Source organism: Roseivirga sp. UBA838, from assembly GCF_002296035.1.
Classification (GTDB): Bacteria; Bacteroidota; Bacteroidia; order Cytophagales; family Cyclobacteriaceae; genus Roseivirga; species Roseivirga thermotolerans.
In genome coordinates, this window is the sequence record NZ_DBHC01000037.1 from 35,201 (window position 1) to 54,181 (window position 18,981).

The following is an 18,981-nucleotide window of genomic DNA, read 5'->3' on the forward strand; positions in this document are numbered from 1 at the left end:
GAATCAAACATACCCTAGGCGTTAGGCAGGGAATGACGCAAGCAATAACTTTTAAGACAGCATTGTTTATTCATTACGCAGGTTGGTGGCAGGGTTTACCCTGGCAGCCTTAAACGTTTGCCCAAATACGGTGAGCCATGCCAGTAACAGAGTGCCAAGGCCAGCCAAAGCAAAGAACCACCATTTCAGTTCAATTTGATACGCAAAGTCACTCAACCATTGTTGGGCAGCCCAGTAGCTGAGCGGCAGAGCTATGATGATGCCCAGCCCGACTAAAATTGAAAACTGGCCGGTGAGTAGTACAATTATTCGCCAGACCCCAGACCCCAGAACCTTTCTTATGCTGATTTGCTTTACCCTTTTTTCGGTGGTATAAGCAGTAAGCCCAAACAGTCCCAAACAAGAAATAAGAATAGCCAATATGGCCGAGTAGCGCGATAGCACTGCCATTCGTTGTTCGGAAGCATATAGGGCCTGATAGTCTTGATCTACAAATATGGGTTTGAATGGGAATTCAGGATTGAACTGGCTGTAGAGCTTCTCAATTTGCTGTAAAGTAGTTGAAGTTTGCTCACCATTGATTCTGGCCATAATGAAATGAGTAGATTCCGGACGGTATAGAAAAAGGGCCGGTTCTGCCGGTTTATGGATGGATGCGATCGAAAAATCTTTTACAACGCCTACAATCTGTTTTTGACCCGTATAATGATAAACGGTTTTGCCAATTGGATCTTCCATGCCCATGCCCATGGCTTTGATAGCCGTTTCATTAAAGATAACTCCGTTCTCGTTTGTCTTAAACTCTTCTGAAAATCCTCGGCCTTTCAGAAATTCCACTCCCAGCAGTTCCACAGAGTTTAAGCCCGCATTATATTCCCAAAACTGAATCTGATCCTCGTCCGTTTTGCCCTTCCAACCAACACCTCCGGTAGAGTTCATGCCCCCAACCATAAAGCCCGAAACTGCAGCATTTTCTACCCCCGGTAAGTTTTTGAGTTCAGCGAGAAAGGCCTCGTACTGATCGGTAAGCTGCCCTTCTCGCTCAAAGTAAATCAGGTTATTGCGGTCGTAGCCCAAGTTTTTAGTTTGTACCAATTCCATTTGCCTGAAAATGACCACCACACTTACAATGAGTACCGTTGAAAGAGCGAATTGAAATACCACCAGGGCTTTTCGGCCTATTCCACTTGAGTTATTGGTGGCTTTAAAACCTTTTAAAATAAGCAGGGCCTTGAGTCGGGAAAGGTGCAGGGCAGGATAACTTCCGGCCAACAGTCCTACCACCAACAACAAGACAGTGGCGGCAACAAGCAGTTGCGGACTAAACACAAGACGGATATTTTTTTGGGTGATATGATTAAATTCAGGAAGTAGTAAAAATACCAGCAAGAAGGCTAGTAAAGTGGCCAATGCGCAGAGTAGTACCGATTCGGTTAAAAACTGATAGGCTAGCGATTGTCGGGTAGCCCCCAACGATTTTTTAACCCCCACTTCTTTCATACGTTGCGAGGCTCTTGCGGTGGTTAAATTGATAAAATTAATGCAGGCGATAAGCAAAATAAGTAAGGCAATAAAGGAGAGAAGCCGTACCGATTCTATGCGTCCACCGGCCTGCTCGCCATTAATGAATTTACCATGCAGATATAGGTCGGTGTATGGACTTAGAAACAACTCTACCCTGGTATCGGGCAAGTTCGCCTTAAAAATATCATCTATTTTTTGACCCACTACCTCGGCAGAACTACCCGGGCCAATAACCACAGATTGGCGGGCATAGTAGTTACCCCATTGTTTGTAGGTAATGAGTTCATCGTGGAAGTAATTCCATGGAAGAATAAGCTCAAATTGCTCAGAACTATTTTGGGGAATGTTTTCCAACAAACCACTCACTTTGAATTCGGTTTTAGAGCCTCTAAAGTGCCATTCTATAGTTTGTCCCAGAGCATCCTGATTGGGGAAAAGGCGCTCCGCCAGCGATTCGGTAATTAGTGCATCGTAGTTAGATGACAGCAGGCTTTGCGATTGACCCGCCTTCAACGGAAATGAAAAGGCACTCAGGTACTCCTGGTTGGCAAATCTACCTTGCACTTTGAGCGATAATGGCGTGCTTCCGCTCACCGATACAGTGTATTCATGAGGGTCGGTATAGACGGCAGCCCATTGGACTTCGGGCACCTGGTTTTTTATTTCTTCGTGCAACAGACCGGGAGTGCCTTTTATAGTAAATGTGCCACTAGCATCGGTATGGTTAGACATAATATGGTAGAGGCTTTCTTTATTTTCATGAAAACCATCAACCAACAGTTCGTCATTCACCCAAAGATAAATAAGCAGTACACAGGTCAAGCCTGTGGTGAGGCCTAGTAGGTTGATGATAAAGGAGCTTTTGTGTCGAACAAACGACCGGAGCGTAATGATTAAGTTGTGTTTGAACATGTCGTAATAATTGAGTTTTTGATATCCTTTAAAGGAGCGAACAATGCCGGGTCTTAGCAGCAGAAGAACATCTTTCGCGAAAAGAAATTTTGCTTTGGCTGAGCCGCGTTCCAACTGTCTTTTTTCGAACCGCTCGAGCAAGTCTCCTTCCAGGTGTTCTGCCATATATGGATCGCAAAACCACCGAAAGAAGCGCAAAAGCAACTGAGGAGGGTTGGTGTTTTTCATAACCTTAGGCAAAATCTGGAATGGCGTTCCAAAGCCCGAGGCGCTGTTCCTTGGTTTCCTTAAGCACCGATTTCCCCAGTGAGGTTAGAGTAAAGTACCTTTTGCGCTTGCCGCCACGTATTTTAGTGGCTCCTTTTAGTTCAGACTCCAGGTAGCCTTTGCCTTCGAGGCGTTTCAAAACAGTTTGCAATGCTCCCATGCTGACTGACCGATTCAGACGGGTTTCCATTTCTTCGATAATAGATACACCGTAGGCTTCTTCTTTGAGAATGGCCACGGTGAGCATTACTATCTCCTCAAACTCTCCCAGATGATGTTTGCCCATTTTTAATTTTTGCCTTAAATGTAGTTTTTAATAATTCAGGGACAAAGCGATTTAATTAGTTTTTACCTTAAATGTAGTTTTTAATGATTTTATCTATCCACAATAAATGAGATGGGAGGGTGTTTGGGAATAATCAGTCGGTAATAGCCTGCTCCAAGGTGAGATACATTGTAGGTATTACTGTCAATAGGTCTTAGGTCGAAAAACTGTCCGCTGTTGTTGGTTGCTTGCAAATATTCTAGTGGCCGATTACCGGTTAGGGTAAGAATTTCGCTCACCGGGTTCGATACTATTTTCACCTTGAACTCGCGTTTAAAATAGACGCTTTGCACTTCAAAGATTTCGCTCTGCCCGGAAAAATCTACTTGCTTTAGCCTGTAATATGATCTATAGTCAAGCGGTTCTGCATCAACGAAACTGTAGGCTATGGTATGTGTTGCATGAGCACTCCCTTCTACCTCACCCACTACGTTCCAGTCCCATCCGTTCGGTGAGCGCTGCACCTCAAAATGACTGTTGTTTACTTCCCATGCTGTAGACCAGGTGATCATCACATCTGTTGTTCTCGCGATTACTTTAAAACTAATAAGGTCAACAGGCAATGATTGCCCATCGGTTGGGTTACAATTAGGATAATTGGCATAAACAAAAGGCGCACCTCCACCATTGTGCCATACAAGGTAATTGCCGTTTCTTGTAGAGGCCCATAGGTTTTGGTAGTTAAAATTGGTGGTAGTACCGTTTACAATAGACTGAAAGTACCTGAAGCCGGAGGGGCTGTTGGCAAATAGACCGTTGTCTGGCCAGGAACTATCGTTAGAAAGCACAACATATACATTGCCAAGGCCTAAGCCACACCACCCGGAAAAATTAATAGATGTAAGGTTTATATTATTAAATACCACCAGGTGGCTTCCGGAAGGAATGGTCGAGCCGGAAGAAGCACCAATGAAATTTAGATCGGAACAACCGCTTAGTGGTAGCAGTGCGTTGAGGGTAGAGGCCCATGTAGCAGCAACAGATAGACTTTCGAAGCTATCGGTAAAGGTGGTTGAGGCCGGAGACGATGTGCCATACCTTAAATCGAGCGTAGAGGGAGAGAGGGTGAATGATGAGCCGCCACCGTACACCACTACATACTCTCCATAGCCATCACTTAGGCCGCAGCCGTCAATAACAGCACTTACCACTTGAGGTCTCTGCGCATAGAGTCCATCAATGGGTATAGTACTCCCTAATACAATAGTAAGAACAATTGATTTCATTTATTGGTGTGATTATTTAAATGTTGTGTGTGTTAGGGAGAAAGGAATATTAAAATATAACTTATAAGTTTAATAGTAAAGTTAAATAAGACAATATTTTACTTTAGGTTTTAGGGTTACTCATTTAGATCGCATTTGTTAGATCCGGTATACTGGCCACAAGCTGTGTCCTCATAGCGTCTTTTAACAGCCATTTGTGAAGACACAAATGGAGGCAAGGTTCAGAAATATACTTCTTGCGACTTAAGTAAGTAACCCTATTAGTTGCTCTAATTCTTATATGAGCTGAGTGTGTTGCCGGGTTGTGCAGAATAATTAAAGGGGTAGATATTTCACTTTTTCATTGTACGGTTCAGTAGCTACACTATCTTTGCAGCGCAATGCAAATGATTCTCGCACATTTCCACGCTTATCATTTCCACCATCTCTCTTGAGAGAGATATTGCAACCCCCTATGTGGCCTACGCGGTCGCTTCCCTTTCCAGTTTTCTTTAATCATTTTCTAAACTTACCAGTTGAATAATTCAGATGGAGAATATATTACGAATAGCTATTCAAAAGAAAGGCCGCCTGAGCGATGACTCCTTAAAACTAATCAAAGAGTGTGGCATAAAAGTGAATAACGGTACCGGCAAACTAAAAGCCGATGCAACCAACTTCCCGATGGAATTTCTCTTTTTAAGAGACGATGATATTCCCGGATATGTGCAGGACGGTATTGCCGATATCGGCATTGTAGGAGCTAATGAAGCCGAAGAAAAAAACAAAGAGGTAACCTGGGTAAAGCACTTGGGGTTCTCAAAGTGTAGGCTCTCTTTGGCCATCGATAAAAATGAGGAGTATAACGGTGTGCAGGATTTTGCAGGCAAAAGCTTGGCTACATCGTACCCCAAAATTCTGGGCGACTTTCTAAAAGCTCAAGGTGTTGAGGCCGATATACATGAAATCAGCGGTTCGGTAGAAATAGCACCAAGCATAGGTTTGGCCTATGGTATTTGCGATATAGTGAGCTCCGGATCTACCCTGCTTAGCAATGGGCTAAAAGAGGTAGAAGTGATTTACAAGTCGGAGGCTGTATTACTGGCTACACCGAACCTGGCTCCCGAAAAGCAGGCCATCCTCGATCGGCTGATATTTCGGATCAACTCTGTTCAGGCAGCCAAAAACAACAAGTACATTCTGCTCAATGCACCCAATAATAAGGTGCAGGAAATCATTAAGATTTTGCCGGGTATGAAGAGCCCAACAGTATTGCCCCTGGCTATGGAAGGGTGGAGTTCAGTGCACACTGTAATTCAGGAAGACGATTTTTGGCAGATTATAGAAGACCTTAAATCAGCAGGAGCAGAAGGTATTTTGGTGGTGCCAATTGAAAAGATGATCCAATGAAAGTCTTTATAAATCCGGATAAGTCTTCATGGTCTCAGTTACTCAAGCGTCCTACAATGGACTTGGAGGAAATAGAGCAAAAAGTAAGACCGGTAATGGAGATGGTAAAGCAGAAGGGAGACTCTGCCCTTCGGCAACTTACCCGACAATTCGATGGAGTAGATGTAGAAGATTTTCAAGTGTCTGAGTCGGAGTTTGAAGAAGCCGAAAAACTGGTTGACTCTCAACTGAAAACAGCCATACTCACAGCCAGATCTAACATTGAAGCGTTTCACAAGGCTCAGGAACAACCCGAGCTGGTGGTAGAAACAATGCCGGGAGTGAAATGCTACCGCAGGTCGGTAGGTATTGAGAAGGTGGGGCTTTATATACCCGGTGGAACAGCACCATTGTTTTCAACGGTTTTAATGCTCGCAGTTCCGGCCAGACTAGCCGGTTGTCGGGAGATAGTGCTGTGCACTCCACCCAACAAAGAAGGAAAGGTTCACCCGGCCATTTTATACACCGCCAGGGTAGTGGGTGTATCCAGAGTTTTTAAGGTGGGAGGTGCACAAGCCATTGCCGCACTTACTTTTGGTACAGAAACCATACCTCAGGTATACAAAATTTTTGGCCCCGGCAATCAATACGTTACCGCTGCCAAGCAATTATCTACGCGCTTCGGTTTGGCAATAGATATGCCTGCCGGGCCATCCGAAGTAGCGATTTATGCCGATGGTACGGCAAGTCCTGAGTTTGTTGCGGCCGACTTGCTTTCACAGGCCGAACATGGGTCAGACTCCCAGGTGGTTTTGGTGGCCAATTCTCAAGCTATGATACAACAGGTTCAAAAGGCCATAGAAACACAGCTGGCCGCATTACCCAGGGCGGATGTGGCTAGTCAGGCCTTGAAAAATAGTGTGGCCATAGTTTTAAACGAAAACGAAGCCATTGAACTGCTCAATGAATACGGAGCAGAACACTTGATACTGAGTGTGAGCGAACCATGGAGAATTGCTAACCAGATTATCAATGCAGGTTCCGTGTTTCTGGGCCATTTGACCCCCGAATCGGCCGGAGATTATGCCTCAGGAACGAATCACACCTTGCCCACGAATGGCTATGCTAAAATGTACAGTGGTGTTTCACTCGATAGTTTCGTGAAGAAAATAACCTATCAGGAGATTAGCCCTGAAGGATTGAAAGTGCTTGGTCCGGTGGTTGAAAAAATGGCCGAAGCTGAAGAACTTCAGGCACACAAGAATGCTGTAACCGTAAGACTTAACGCGCTGAGAGATGTTTGACCCAAACGATTTATTAAGGCCTCACTTGAAGCAACTGGTGCCTTATTCATCGGCAAGAGATGACTATAAAGGGAGTGAGGGGATATTTTTAGACGCCAATGAAAACCCTTTAGGTTCCATAACGGAAGATAACTGGAACCGCTACCCCGATCCGTATCAGTACGCTCTCAAAACACGGTTGGCAGAAATCAAGGCCGTTAGTCCTGATCAAATTTTTCTGGGAAATGGGAGCGATGAACCTATCGATTTGCTATTTAGGGCGTTTTGCGAACCACAGAAAGATAAGGTGATTATCAATCCGCCCACCTACGGCATGTACAAGGTAAGTGCAGATATTAACAATGTGCAGGTTAAAGAGGTGCTACTTACCAATCAGTATGACCTGGACATTCAGGAATTACTTTCTGTCATTGAGCCCGACACAAAACTAATTTGGATTTGCTCGCCTAATAACCCAACAGGAAACGATGTGAGCCTTGAGAAAATAGAGATTGTCCTAAAGGCTTTCAAAGGCATAGTGGTGGTAGATGAGGCCTATATAGACTTTGCGAAGAGGCCTTCATTCATTCATCGACTTAGGGAGTTTCCCAACCTTGTAGTGCTGCAAACCATGAGTAAAGCCTGGGGTTTGGCTTCGTTGAGGTTGGGAATGGCTTTTGCTTCTCCCGAAATTGTGGGTATACTGAATAAGATAAAACCTCCTTACAACCTCAGTGGGCTGACTCAACAAACCGTTATAGGAGCACTCAATAATCTGGAAAAGAAGGATCAAATGGTTGCGCAGATTCTTGCAAACAGGGAGATACTGAAAACCGAGTTGGAAAAGCTGCCTATAGTGAAGAGGGTGTATCGTTCAGATGCAAACTTCTTTCTGGTGAAAATTAATGAAGCACGAGAGGTATACTTGAAATTGATTGACCAACAGGTGATTTTGAGAGACCGGTCTAAAGTGGTTTTATGCGAAGACGGGATTCGGATAACCATTGGCACCCAAGAAGAGAATAAAAAGCTGATTGAAGAATTAAAGAAGTTGTCAAACTAATCCTCATGGCAAGCCTGTCTGTAGGCAGGCCCGCAATGATGTTGAAAAACCAACCATGAAAAAAGTATTATTTATCGATAGAGACGGAACCATTATTGTGGAGCCGCCCACCGACTTTCAGATAGATTCTTTGGAGAAACTGGAGTTTTTACCGGGAGCTATTTCTAACCTTAGAAAAATAGCCGAACAGCTCGATTATGAACTGGTAATGGTTACTAATCAAGATGGTTTAGGAACCGATTCTTTTCCAGAAGAAACATTTTGGCCCGCTCACAATAAAATGCTGAAGACCTTGGCGAATGAAGGAGTTGTGTTCGATGAAATCTGTATCGACCGCACTTTTGAACATGAAAACGCACCTACCAGGAAACCTGGCACGGGATTGCTAACCAGGTATTTAGAGGGAGATTATGATTTGTCCAATTCCTATGTGTTAGGAGATAGAAAAACCGACATTCAACTGGCCGAAAACCTTGGCGCAAAGGCCATTTTCATCTCTCAAGAGAAAGACGAAAGAGCTGTGTTGTCTACAACAAGTTGGGATGAAATTTACAAGTTCCTTCGTTTACCCGACCGGAAAGCCGTGGTGCAGCGCACCACAAAAGAAACAGATGTGCTGGTAGAATTGAACCTTGACGGTCAGGGGACTTGCGATAATCAAACCGGACTTGGCTTTTTCGATCATATGCTCGACCAGTTAGGTAAACACTCCGGTGCCGATCTTAAAGTGCATGTAAGGGGAGACTTGCACATAGACGAACACCATACCATTGAAGATACGGCTCTCGCATTGGGAGAAGCTTACTTGAAAGCCCTTGGTGATAAGAAAGGAATAAACCGCTATGGTTTTCTACTTCCGATGGATGAAGCCTTAGCTCAGGTGGCGATAGATTTTAGTGGAAGGCCTTGGCTGGTATGGGACGCTAGGTTTAGCCGAGAAAAGGTAGGAGATATGCCCACCGAAATGTTTATGCACTTCTTTAAATCATTTTCAGATACATCTAAGAGCAACCTCAATATAAAGGTGGAAGGAGAAAATGAGCATCATAAAATTGAAGCGATTTTCAAGGCATTCGCCAAAGCCATTAAGATGGCCGTGCAGCGCAATGAAAATGAGCTCGATAAACTTCCTTCAACAAAAGGGACTTTGTAATTTGGCCGGTCAATTCTAAATCCATGCGGAATATTTTTTTATTTCTTTCCTTGTTATTGAGTATTCAGGTCTGTGCTCAGGAAAATCTCGACTGGTGGGATGCATTGCACAACTATCCCAATGCTGCAGGGCCATTCAGAAACCGGTACCAAAATATTTCACCTGGTTTTTTAGGCCCCAATGCCTTGAGAGTGCCTGTCTTGTACAATGGTAAAATAGATAATGAGTTTTGGTTCGATGCCGGAGGCGATTTTCACCGTGGTGGTGGCGATAAGACCAATAATTTTTTCCTGGCTACCAATCTGCCATTGGCAAAAAACAGGGTTATGCTCTTTGCCAGTAGTATTCCACGCGAATCTTGGGTGGTGTCTGAAGCTACACGAGATCTAAGAAGAATGACAGCCTTTGATGGGAAGGGAAGAAATACAGGCGATATTATAGGAGGGTTCATATTCAGGGTTTTCGATGAAGATCAATCAGGCTTTCTCAACGTAACTTTCCGTACTCAATTTAAAAGTACCACAGGAGGTAATTTAGTCAATGCCCGATTCTCCGATCATGGTATGCTCAACTGGGATGCCCAGTTTAGCAAAACCCTTTGGAACAACGAGCAATCGTCTTTTTTGCTCAAATGGATGCTCGGATTTCTCACCTGGCAAACGAATCAGAACGGACTGCCCAATGGTTCCAGCAATTTACAGAACGATGCTCCACTGTATGGAATAGGAGGTGAATTTAGCTACGGAAACTGGTTGATTGGCTCAGACATATCGGGCTACCATGGTTACATTGGCAATAGAGATTACCCACTTTTTTGGCGAAACCAGGTCCTTTACAGGCACAGAGACTTTGGTCTCAGAATGGAGTATAACCATGGTCTTAAGGCGTGGGATTGGAACACCTTTTCTTTTGGTGTTCGGTATTATGTGGGCAAGGCCTTTGATGATCATTAGCCACAGATTATGATCGCAGGTTTTGTAAAATAGCAGGCACCTTTAATGGCCTGAAACAGAAGCCAGGTTATCTCAAAAGCTTTAAAGCTTGTCATTCTGAGTTTGTCTACCAACAGATAGGTCCATTTTAGAATCTATAAGTTCGATAATCAGCACTATGAAGACCCTGAAACCTGCCTTTGCCACAGGCAGGCAAGTTCAGGGTGAGGCTGACCTGGTTTTTGAGTAGCCTCGTTTTTTAATTCTACTTATGCCTGGTTGCCACCGGTTGTAAGTTGCTTCGTCATGGCGGCACCAATTAAGGCTTCTAGGGGTGTTCCCCTCCATTTTCACCATTTATACAATAGACTTTCAGATTAGGTTATGTTTTGTGACAGCCCACTACATTTTTTAAATAGTTTGGTAACCTTCACTAGGTTGGATGAGTATTATATAGGAAATTTGAATATATAATTTTCTTATATATGATTACATCCAATGAACTGCTAAGAGGAACACTTCGAACCATAGTGCTTAAGCTCCTCTATGAATATGGCCGAATGTACGGCTATGAGATCACTCAAAGGGTAAAGGAGCTGTCAGGCGGAGAAATTCAACTCACCTTTGGAGCCTTATACCCAACCCTTCACAAGCTTGAAAAAGAGGGTGTTCTCACGACTACTTCTGAGGTGGTTGATCATCGCTCCAGGAAGTACTATGAGTTAACCAAGGTTGGTGAGGCCACGGCTTCAACGAAGATTGAAGAATACTTTGCCTTTATTGGCAATATGGATAAGATCATGTCTGCTCAATCTAAAATTGCGTGATATGAAAAGGGAGCAGGTGCTGGCCATAAGAAGGGAAGTCAGAAAGCGTGGGCTGAACTTCACCTATGTAGAAGATGAAGCGGTTGATTTTATTAGCTGTCAAATTGAAGAGCTACTCACTCAGGGACATTCTTTCGAATTTGCATTTCAGGAGGCTTTCCAGCAGGCTGCTGAAGAAGGCATGTTCAATCTCAAAACCAAGTTAATTACTCCAAAATCGATTTATACCATGGATATGCTCTCCAACTATCTAAAAGTTGCCTTCCGTAATTTCTCTAAATACAAAGCCAATTCGGCCATCAACTTATTAGGCCTGGTGCTGTCTCTTACAGCTTCAATAATCATTGGACTTTATCTTAAGTATGAGTACTCTTTCGATAAAGAATTTCCTGAGTTAGACCGGCTCTACAGGGTCAATTCAATTTCCAATCTAAGTCAGAATACAAGCTATCTCAATGCTGTTTCGGGAATGTTGGTTCCGGTTATTGATAGTGAAATCCCAGAAGTGGAGCTGGCTTCTGATCTGGCAATTATTATCTCAAATCAGCCTTTAAAGACCAATGGTTCAGTATTCTTCGATTATCGCTTATCAGGTGTGAGCGAAGACTTCATTGAAATGTTCAATCTTAAAGAAGTAAAAGGAAGCCTGAAGGCTCCTTTCCAAACGCTCAATGGTATTGCTATTTCAGAGAGCCAGGCTCTTAAAATATTTGGAGAGGAAGACCCGATAGGTCAGAGTTTTTCAATTGAGCAGAACCAAAAGGTATATTCCTTTTTGGTGCAAGCCGTTTTTCAAGATATACCTGCCAATACGCATTTTATGGACGATAAATGGAATGGCTTCGATATGCTGGTTTCTATGGAGACCGCCAGGTCGATACCGAGCAATCAGCCTTCCTGGACCTCGATCAATAGCCCCGCCTATGTGAGGTTGGCACCCGGAGCTTCAGAAGAAACCGTGAACGCCAAAATGAATGAGTTAGTGGTGAAGCATCATGGAAAGGAAATTTGGTATGAACATTATTTACAACCTGTCTCAGATATTCATTTGAATACCAGGGAAGATGGAATATCCTCCGTTGGCAATGTTCAACAACTGAAACTATTCGGTCTTATAGGTGTGATTATACTGGTAATTGCCTGCATTAACTATGTGAATCTGACAACAGCACAAGCCTCTGTTAGATTGAAGGAAGTGGGTGTTAGAAAGGTAATTGGAGCCAGAAGAAGACAGTTTGTGATGCAGTTTTTGGTGGAGGCGGGTCTCATGAGTTTAATGGGCCTGATAATCTCAGCAGTATTGGTTTCGGTTTTAATTCCTCTGCTGAATGGCAATTTTGGCCTTCATCTTTCCTTAGACCTTTCAAGCGACTGGCAAAACCTGGCTGGCTTTGTTGGCCTGATGCTTTTAGTGAGCCTGCTTTGCGGAACATATCCCGGGTGGTATTTGTCCAGATTGAGAGCCAATGTTTTGTTAAGATCTAGCTCTTCGGTAAAGTCTGGTGGAGGAATATTTAGAAAGATTTTAGTGGTGCTGCAGTACGCTACTTCTATCACGCTCATTGTAGCTACTCTGATCATTGGTCATCAGATGAACTTTCTGAGTAAGAAAGATCTGGGTTTTGAAAAGGAGCAAGTGGTTTATCTGAAAATGGGATGGCAAGCCGGCTATAAGTATGGTGAGCTACTTTTCAATGAAGTTTCTACCGAGAGCGGAGTGCTTGCTGCATCGCTTACCAGTAATACTTTGGGAGATGGTAGTTTGTCAGGTAATGGAATAAGCGTGGGTGAGGCAGAAGTAGAGAAGCGTGAGATGCACCAGGTTTTAGCTGTAGATAATGGCTATCTGGCTGCTTTGGGACTCGAATTAAAAGAAGGGAGGTGGTTCTCAGAAGATTTCGCTTCAGATAGAAAAGAGGGGTTTGTAGTAAATGAGGCCTTTGTGAAACACTTTAATCTTGAAAATCCCATTGGTACTAAATTGGCTCGAAACAGTCAGAATGGAACTATAATTGGGGTGGTGAAAGACTTTCACTTCAAGTCTATGCATACTGCCATTGAGCCATTGGTCATGTTTGAAGATGACAGAGATAGGTATTGGAACATTGCACTGCGCATTTCCCCGGTAAATATGGGTAATACGCTTGAAAGGCTTGAAACTGCCTGGGCTGGTGTGGTTCCTGACTTTCCTTTTACTTACCAATTTTTGGACGATCAGATTGATCAGTACTATAGGTCAGATAGAGATTTTGCCTTGGTTTTTCAGGTGTTTGCCGGTTTGGCTATAGTGGTTTCTTGTTTGGGACTGATTGGCTTAGTGGCCTTTACAACCCGTAGACGGGCGAAGGAAATTGGTGTAAGAAAGGTATTGGGGGCTTCGGTAGGCACAATTCTGCAATTGTTGTCATTAGATTATGTGAAGCTTATTCTATTGGCTGCTTTTTTGGCCATTCCTGTTGCTTATTATGCCATGAGCCAATGGTTGGAGAATTTTGAATATAGGGTGAATATTCATGCTGGCGTTTTTGTGCTGGGCTTGCTGATCACCATAGTACTTTCATGGATTTCAGTGAGTTATCTATCGGTTAGAGCAGCTAAGTCAAACCCTGTAGATTCGCTGAGGACGGAGTAAAAGATAAAAGAGGGTGCTCTTTAGAAGCACCCTCTTTACTTAATTCCCTCCGGTATTGGTGGTCAACTGTTTGGTCATTGCCGCACCGATGAGAGCCTCAAGGGGTGTTCCCCCTCCATTTTCACCGTTGCTCATAATCATGGTTGTAGGGAATTTGATTTTGGCCAACTCCTTAGCAACTCCAATCGCTATCTCCTTTTCCAGCTCGGCACGTTGCTGTGGGGTAAGACCCGCAGAAACAAGTTTGGCGTTCTGGTATGCTTCAGCGTCAGCTTTTACTTTCTGGGCCGAAGCCTTTAGCTTCTCAGTTTCGAGTGCAATGGCCGCTAGCTTCTTATTGGTTTCCTCTTGTTTAAGTTTAGTCTCAATGGAGATTAGTGCTTTTACCTGCTCTTTCTCTTGAGCCACCCTTTCGGCTGCTTTGTCTCGTTCACCCTCGGCTATAATTCTGGCCTGAGCATCTTTAGCGGTTTTTATTTTTTGCTGCTCCAGTTGCCTTTTGGCCGATTCGTCTCGTTGCGCCTCCAGTCGTTGTTTAAACACTTGCTCCAACACTACATCGTCTACAATTACCTGAGCCACTATAATGTTGTTTTCATTAATGTCGTGTGGAATCCGAATAAACTGGCCATGCTCATCCACGCGTTTTTTAACCTCATACCGGGTCTGCACTTCTTTGATCTCTCGGTTTTCTTGCTCAATGGCCGTTACCACTGTATCCCTATACTCTGTTTTTTCAACGCTATAGGCACCATCTTTTAATTGCTCTTCAATGGCTACCCGGAAATCAGAGGCAGAACCTGAGATGTAATCTTGGGCGGCAAACATATAGCCGGTATTAGATACCACCTCCCTTACTGTGGGAATTAGGGTGTTTTGTGCGAGGTTTTGTAGACTACGGAACTCGATAGCCAACTCGATGAAAGACTCCTTGTCTGCAGGTAGCTGAAAACGAGTTGATAACTTTGTTGTAGCTGTAACCTGGTCGATGAACCGGATGGGGATGGGATCCATTTTTCCCTCAATTTCCTCGGTATCTTCTCCTTCTCCCACCACTTTAACATCGATGAATTTTTGCCAGGGGGTGATCTTTGCAAAGCCTCGAAACTTGATTCCCTCAGACATAATGGCGTCTTTTTTTCCATTGGGGTATACCACAAAGTATTGGTAACCCGGTTCGGCCCAAAAGAAAAGGTAGGGTATCATAATCAGGAAAGCTCCTATGGCTACAATGATTAGCGATATTTTACGGCTGAACATGAGAAGCCATGGTGATGCTTTGGACCGGATTTTAATCACCTCACCGGTGGTGTTTTCCTTGAATTCGTCTTCCTCAGCCAGAAAGGGCCTCACAATCAGGGTAATAATCCCTAAAATGATAATAATTATTCCTAAAAAAGTCATAGTTTAAATTGGTTAAAGGTTATACATAGTTTATTTGTTGACCTTCCAGGTCGGTACATAATGGTTCTTGAAATAAAATTGGAAGCTTAGCGGTCTGAGACGCGGTACACGAACTTAAGTCCGGACCATATACTGTCTACAGCGCATACTTTGACGTCAACAAGCCCTGCTTCAAGACCTGTATTTCTAACAATCATATCACTCAGGTCTGTAGGAACCTTGGAGGATTTCTTTGGCCAGGAAATCCACAACATTCCTGTTTTCTTCAATGAAGATTTGAGTTCTAGAATTTCCGACTTCAGCTTTTCGGCCGAAAGACAGAAGTAGTGGATAAAGTCTATGGCTCCGGCAGGTATTTTATCGTAAATCTCAACCCCTTCCGGAAGCGGGGCTAGATTGTCCCAGTAAGTTTCAGGTTCGTTAATAACGAGCATCCGATGATGCTCTTTTATTCCGAGTTTTTTCACTAAAGGTGTTCCTGAGTATCCTGCCATGTTTATTTGAAATACATTTATTATTACGAATTATATTTTTAAAAAGTTACATATTTCGCAATAATATTTTGAAATATATTATATACGAAATTATCTACTGAATTATAAAAAATGCTGAGATGCTCATTATCAGCTATTTCCTAAAGTTAAAAGTCTGTATGTGAATTTTAGAAATAGTAGGTTTTAATTAGTGATAAGTCGGGGCTAGTGTTATTTTTGCGCATGGCAGAACAGATCCTCATCTTAGATTTTGGATCGCAGTACACTCAACTGATAGCGAGAAGGGTCAGAGAACTCAATGTCTACTGCGAAATTCATCCTTACAATCAAATACCAGAAATAACTGACAATATAAAAGGGGTAATTCTCTCGGGTAGCCCATGCTCTGTGCGCGAGGCCGATGCTCCTGATATTGATGTAGACCAGTTTAGAGGTAAAATGCCTGTTTTGGGAGTGTGTTATGGGGCCCAGCTCATGGCTCAGAAATACGGAGGCAACGTGCTTCCGTCAGAAATAAGAGAGTACGGTAGAGCCCGCCTGAGTCGAGTAGACACGCATTTCGATTTGATGAAAGAAATTAGCCTCGATTCCCAGGTGTGGATGTCTCATGGAGATACCATTAAAGAATTGCCACAGGGCTTTGAAGTAATAGCAAGTACAGCAAGTGTAAATGTAGCGGCTTACAAGGTACAGGATGAAGCTACCTACGGTATTCAATTTCACCCTGAGGTCACACATTCCGAAGAAGGAAAGATATTGCTCAGAAACTTTGTGGTACACATCTGTGGCTGTGCGCAAGACTGGACCCCTGATATCTTTGTGGAATCTACAGTGGCAGAGCTGAAGCAGAAACTAGGCAACGATAAGGTAGTGTTGGGATTATCCGGTGGGGTAGACTCTTCGGTGGCTGCAGTGCTTATTCATAAGGCCATAGGCGAAAATCTGCACTGTATATTCGTGGACAATGGGCTTTTGAGAAAGAATGAGTTTGAGTCTGTTTTGGAGTCGTATAAAGGCATGGGCCTTAATGTGAAAGGGGTAGACGCTAAGGATCAGTTCTATGCTGCGCTGAAAGGCATTTCTGACCCTGAGGGCAAACGGAAGGCTATAGGAAGAGTCTTTATTGAAGTTTTCGATCAGGAAGCACACAAGATTCAGGGGGTAAGATGGCTGGGGCAAGGTACCATTTACCCCGATGTTATTGAGTCTGTTTCCGTGAAGGGCCCTTCTGCTACAATAAAATCACATCACAACGTTGGAGGATTGCCGGAGAAAATGAATTTGAAGGTGGTGGAGCCGCTGAACACGCTCTTTAAAGATGAGGTTCGTAATGTTGGCCGAAGCCTTGAAATTGATCCAAATATTCTGGGGCGTCATCCGTTTCCCGGACCAGGCTTAGGAATTAGAATATTGGGAGACATTACCCCACAGAAGGTAGCCATTCTTCAGGAGGTAGATGCCATTTTTATCAATGGCCTCAAGAACAAAGGGTTGTACGATCAGGTTTGGCAAGCAGGTGCTATACTTTTACCGGTTCAGTCGGTGGGTGTAATGGGCGATGAAAGAACCTACGAACAAGTGGTGGCACTTAGGGCAGTGACCAGTGTAGACGGTATGACGGCCGATTGGGTAGACTTGCCATACGCTTTCTTACAAGATGTATCGAATGAAATAATTAATAAAGTAAAAGGAGTTAATAGGGTGGTGTATGACATAAGCTCTAAGCCGCCAGCAACCATTGAATGGGAATAATGATAAAACGAATTCTGTTTACGTTTTTATTGATTTTAATTTCTGGACTCTTACAAGCCCAGAACATCAAGCAGCTGTTTGACGAAGGGAAGTCTTATTTCGATAAGGAGCAGTATGCATTGGCCATTAGTAAGTTTCAGGCCCTATCGGGCATGGACTCTGACAATGATATGGTCAGATACGCCTCGTTTTATTATGCCATATCGGCCTATAAGACCGGAGATAGAGCTACAGCCAAGAATCTGTTTCGGCAAATTCAATCCAAATATCCCAGCTGGGGTGTTGACGAAGACCTTAACTATTGGTTGGGGGTAATTGCCGTTGAAGAGGGGAAGGTAGCCGATGCATTTAGACACCTCAATCAGGTATCTGCAGAAGAGCTTGCTCCTTCGGTAACCGCTTTAAAGGAAAAAGCACTGGTACACATTTCGGGTGTTGACAGTCTTAAGTCGTTACTGACCGAGTTTAATGATGATAAGATTGCTTCGCGCCTAGCCGATGTAATGCTGGATTTGCCTGTGGTAGAACAGGATATGGACCTGCTAGAAGCCCTTCAGCAAAATTATAATTTGGAGCTATCGCTTAGCCTTGAAGGCATTGCCTTTTCTCCAAAAAAGGAAGTATATAATATAGGCCTGTTTCTGCCTTTTGCTTATCGTAATGACTCACTCAGGCGTGTGCAGTTAGAGACTAACTGGACTACCCGAATGTATCATGGTGCTTTGCTTGGGGTAAAGAAGCTCGAAGAGGAGGGAATCAAAGTCAATCTGATAACCATCGATACGCGCGATGCGAACAGGACTCTCGAAAGTATGATTAACTCCGGTCAGCTGGATAGCCTCGACTTAATTCTGGGGCCGGTAACACAAAGTGCAGTTGAAACCATGACCAGATTTTCGCGAGAAAAGAAAATCAACATGGTGAATCCCTTGTCTTCCAATGGAGAAATACTGATTGAGAATCCCTATGCCTTTTTATACTACCCAAGCAACAAATCCATTGCTATTCGGTCGGCCGAGTATGCCAAAAAACATTTTAATAAGAAGAAAGGAGTAGCTGTGTTTTACTCCGGCCAAGCCGATTATGAAAGAGCTAAGCTCTACAAGGAACTGATAGAAAAGGATTCCTTCAATGTGACCATTTTCATGAGGGTTCCGGCTGATCAATCGGTTAAGATTCAGCAGTTACTGATAGCAGAGACTGAGGTAGATAAAGACTCTGCCAAAGTAGCCAGGATGTTTGCCGAAATGGATTCTTTGCGTGCAGCAGGAGACCCCAATTGGGAAAAGTATACCGAGCGTGATTTTGTTAGGGACACACTCAGAATATTGCCAGACAGCTTAGGGCATGTATACATAGCTTCCGATTTTTCTTCACTTTCCACCAGTGCTTTGAGCGGCATTGCAGCCAGGCCGGATGCCATTCAGTTTTTGTCGTCCAGCCGTTTTTTGGCAGCAGAACAATCACTTTCGTTTGGCCAGTTAGAGCGACTAAATACTGTCTTTGTAGGAAGTAACTTTATAGACTATTCCAGCGCCAATGTGGCCGAATTCAGAAGGAATTATATTAACACCTTTCGTGCAAGTCCTGTGAAAGAAGAACGTTTGGGCGATGCCTATTTGGGCTACGATTTGGTGGTGACCTATGGCAAGCTACTAAGCGAGTATGGAAAATATTTTCAGGTGGGCTTGAGAAGGCGTGAGGAGGTTCCCGGAACGCTCACTGAAAAGCTGAATTACCGATTGACAAACGACAATCGGTATATGCCCTATCTAAGAGTGAAAGACGCTCGTGTGGTAAAACTGCAAGATCAATAGCT

The 18,981-nt window shown here is 43.6% G+C and carries 14 protein-coding genes; 9 read left to right on the forward strand and 5 right to left on the reverse strand.

Translation table 11 applies throughout. The features are described from left to right. Positions 1–66: 66 nt before the first annotated feature. From B3O12_RS13405 to B3O12_RS13415, 3 genes are all read right to left on the reverse strand, one after another. Positions 67–2,664: an ABC transporter permease gene (locus B3O12_RS13405; protein ID WP_286756649.1), complete on the reverse strand. Its 2,598-nt coding sequence runs from the start codon at positions 2,662–2,664 to the stop codon at positions 67–69. A gap of 4 nt (positions 2,665–2,668) precedes the next feature. Then, positions 2,669–2,989 (reverse strand): PadR family transcriptional regulator, encoded by a 321-nt coding sequence (locus tag B3O12_RS13410; protein ID WP_189629466.1) that lies wholly within the window; start codon positions 2,987–2,989, stop codon positions 2,669–2,671. 89 nt (positions 2,990–3,078) lie between these two features. Beyond that, positions 3,079–4,254 (reverse strand): hypothetical protein, encoded by a 1,176-nt coding sequence (locus B3O12_RS13415; RefSeq protein WP_286756650.1) that lies wholly within the window; start codon positions 4,252–4,254, stop codon positions 3,079–3,081. A gap of 528 nt (positions 4,255–4,782) precedes the next feature. Between B3O12_RS13415 and hisG the strand changes: the two genes are divergently transcribed. From hisG to B3O12_RS13450, 7 genes are all read left to right on the forward strand, one after another. After that, positions 4,783–5,643 carry an ATP phosphoribosyltransferase gene (gene hisG, locus B3O12_RS13420; protein ID WP_189629469.1) on the forward strand — a complete coding sequence of 287 codons (861 nt, stop codon included), beginning with the start codon at positions 4,783–4,785 and terminating at the stop codon, positions 5,641–5,643. Continuing rightward, on the forward strand, positions 5,640–6,926 hold the full coding sequence (gene hisD / locus B3O12_RS13425; protein ID WP_286756651.1) for a histidinol dehydrogenase: 1,287 nt from the start codon (positions 5,640–5,642) through the stop codon (positions 6,924–6,926). Before hisG ends, hisD begins: the two co-directional genes overlap by 4 nt. Next, the gene (hisC, locus tag B3O12_RS13430; RefSeq protein WP_286756652.1) at positions 6,919–7,968 is read left to right on the forward strand and encodes a histidinol-phosphate transaminase; all 1,050 of its coding nucleotides are present in this window, start codon (positions 6,919–6,921) and stop codon (positions 7,966–7,968) included. Before hisD ends, hisC begins: the two co-directional genes overlap by 8 nt. 55 nt (positions 7,969–8,023) lie before the next feature. After that, positions 8,024–9,121 carry a bifunctional histidinol-phosphatase/imidazoleglycerol-phosphate dehydratase HisB gene (gene hisB / locus B3O12_RS13435; RefSeq protein WP_286756653.1) on the forward strand — a complete coding sequence of 366 codons (1,098 nt, stop codon included), beginning with the start codon at positions 8,024–8,026 and terminating at the stop codon, positions 9,119–9,121. A 23-nt stretch (positions 9,122–9,144) separates the two neighbouring features. Continuing rightward, entirely contained in the window at positions 9,145–10,074 is a 930-nt protein-coding gene (locus B3O12_RS13440; protein WP_286756654.1) for a hypothetical protein, read from the forward strand. 464 nt (positions 10,075–10,538) lie between these two features. Continuing rightward, complete coding sequence (locus B3O12_RS13445) at positions 10,539–10,880, forward strand: PadR family transcriptional regulator (protein WP_373298968.1); 342 nt, start codon at positions 10,539–10,541, stop codon at positions 10,878–10,880. Between the two features lies 1 nt (position 10,881). Next, complete coding sequence (locus B3O12_RS13450) at positions 10,882–13,512, forward strand: ABC transporter permease (RefSeq protein ID WP_286756655.1); 2,631 nt, start codon at positions 10,882–10,884, stop codon at positions 13,510–13,512. A gap of 39 nt (positions 13,513–13,551) precedes the next feature. Here the strand turns inward: B3O12_RS13450 and B3O12_RS13455 are convergent, their stop codons facing one another. Together B3O12_RS13455 and B3O12_RS13460 are read right to left on the reverse strand one after the other, a co-directional pair. Beyond that, the gene (locus tag B3O12_RS13455; RefSeq protein WP_286756656.1) at positions 13,552–14,916 is read right to left on the reverse strand and encodes a cell envelope integrity protein TolA; all 1,365 of its coding nucleotides are present in this window, start codon (positions 14,914–14,916) and stop codon (positions 13,552–13,554) included. An 86-nt stretch (positions 14,917–15,002) separates the two neighbouring features. Then, a complete protein-coding gene (locus tag B3O12_RS13460; RefSeq protein ID WP_189629476.1) occupies positions 15,003–15,410 on the reverse strand; it encodes a DUF3052 domain-containing protein in 408 nt (135 codons plus the stop codon). A 222-nt stretch (positions 15,411–15,632) separates the two neighbouring features. On the opposite strand from B3O12_RS13460, the gene guaA reads away from it, so the two are divergent. After that, a complete protein-coding gene (guaA, locus tag B3O12_RS13465; RefSeq protein ID WP_286756657.1) occupies positions 15,633–17,162 on the forward strand; it encodes a glutamine-hydrolyzing GMP synthase in 1,530 nt (509 codons plus the stop codon). Then, positions 17,162–18,979 (forward strand): tetratricopeptide repeat protein, encoded by a 1,818-nt coding sequence (locus B3O12_RS13470; RefSeq protein WP_286756658.1) that lies wholly within the window; start codon positions 17,162–17,164, stop codon positions 18,977–18,979. The genes guaA and B3O12_RS13470 overlap by 1 nt, the downstream gene beginning before the upstream one ends. The last annotated feature ends 2 nt before the right edge of the window (positions 18,980–18,981 follow it).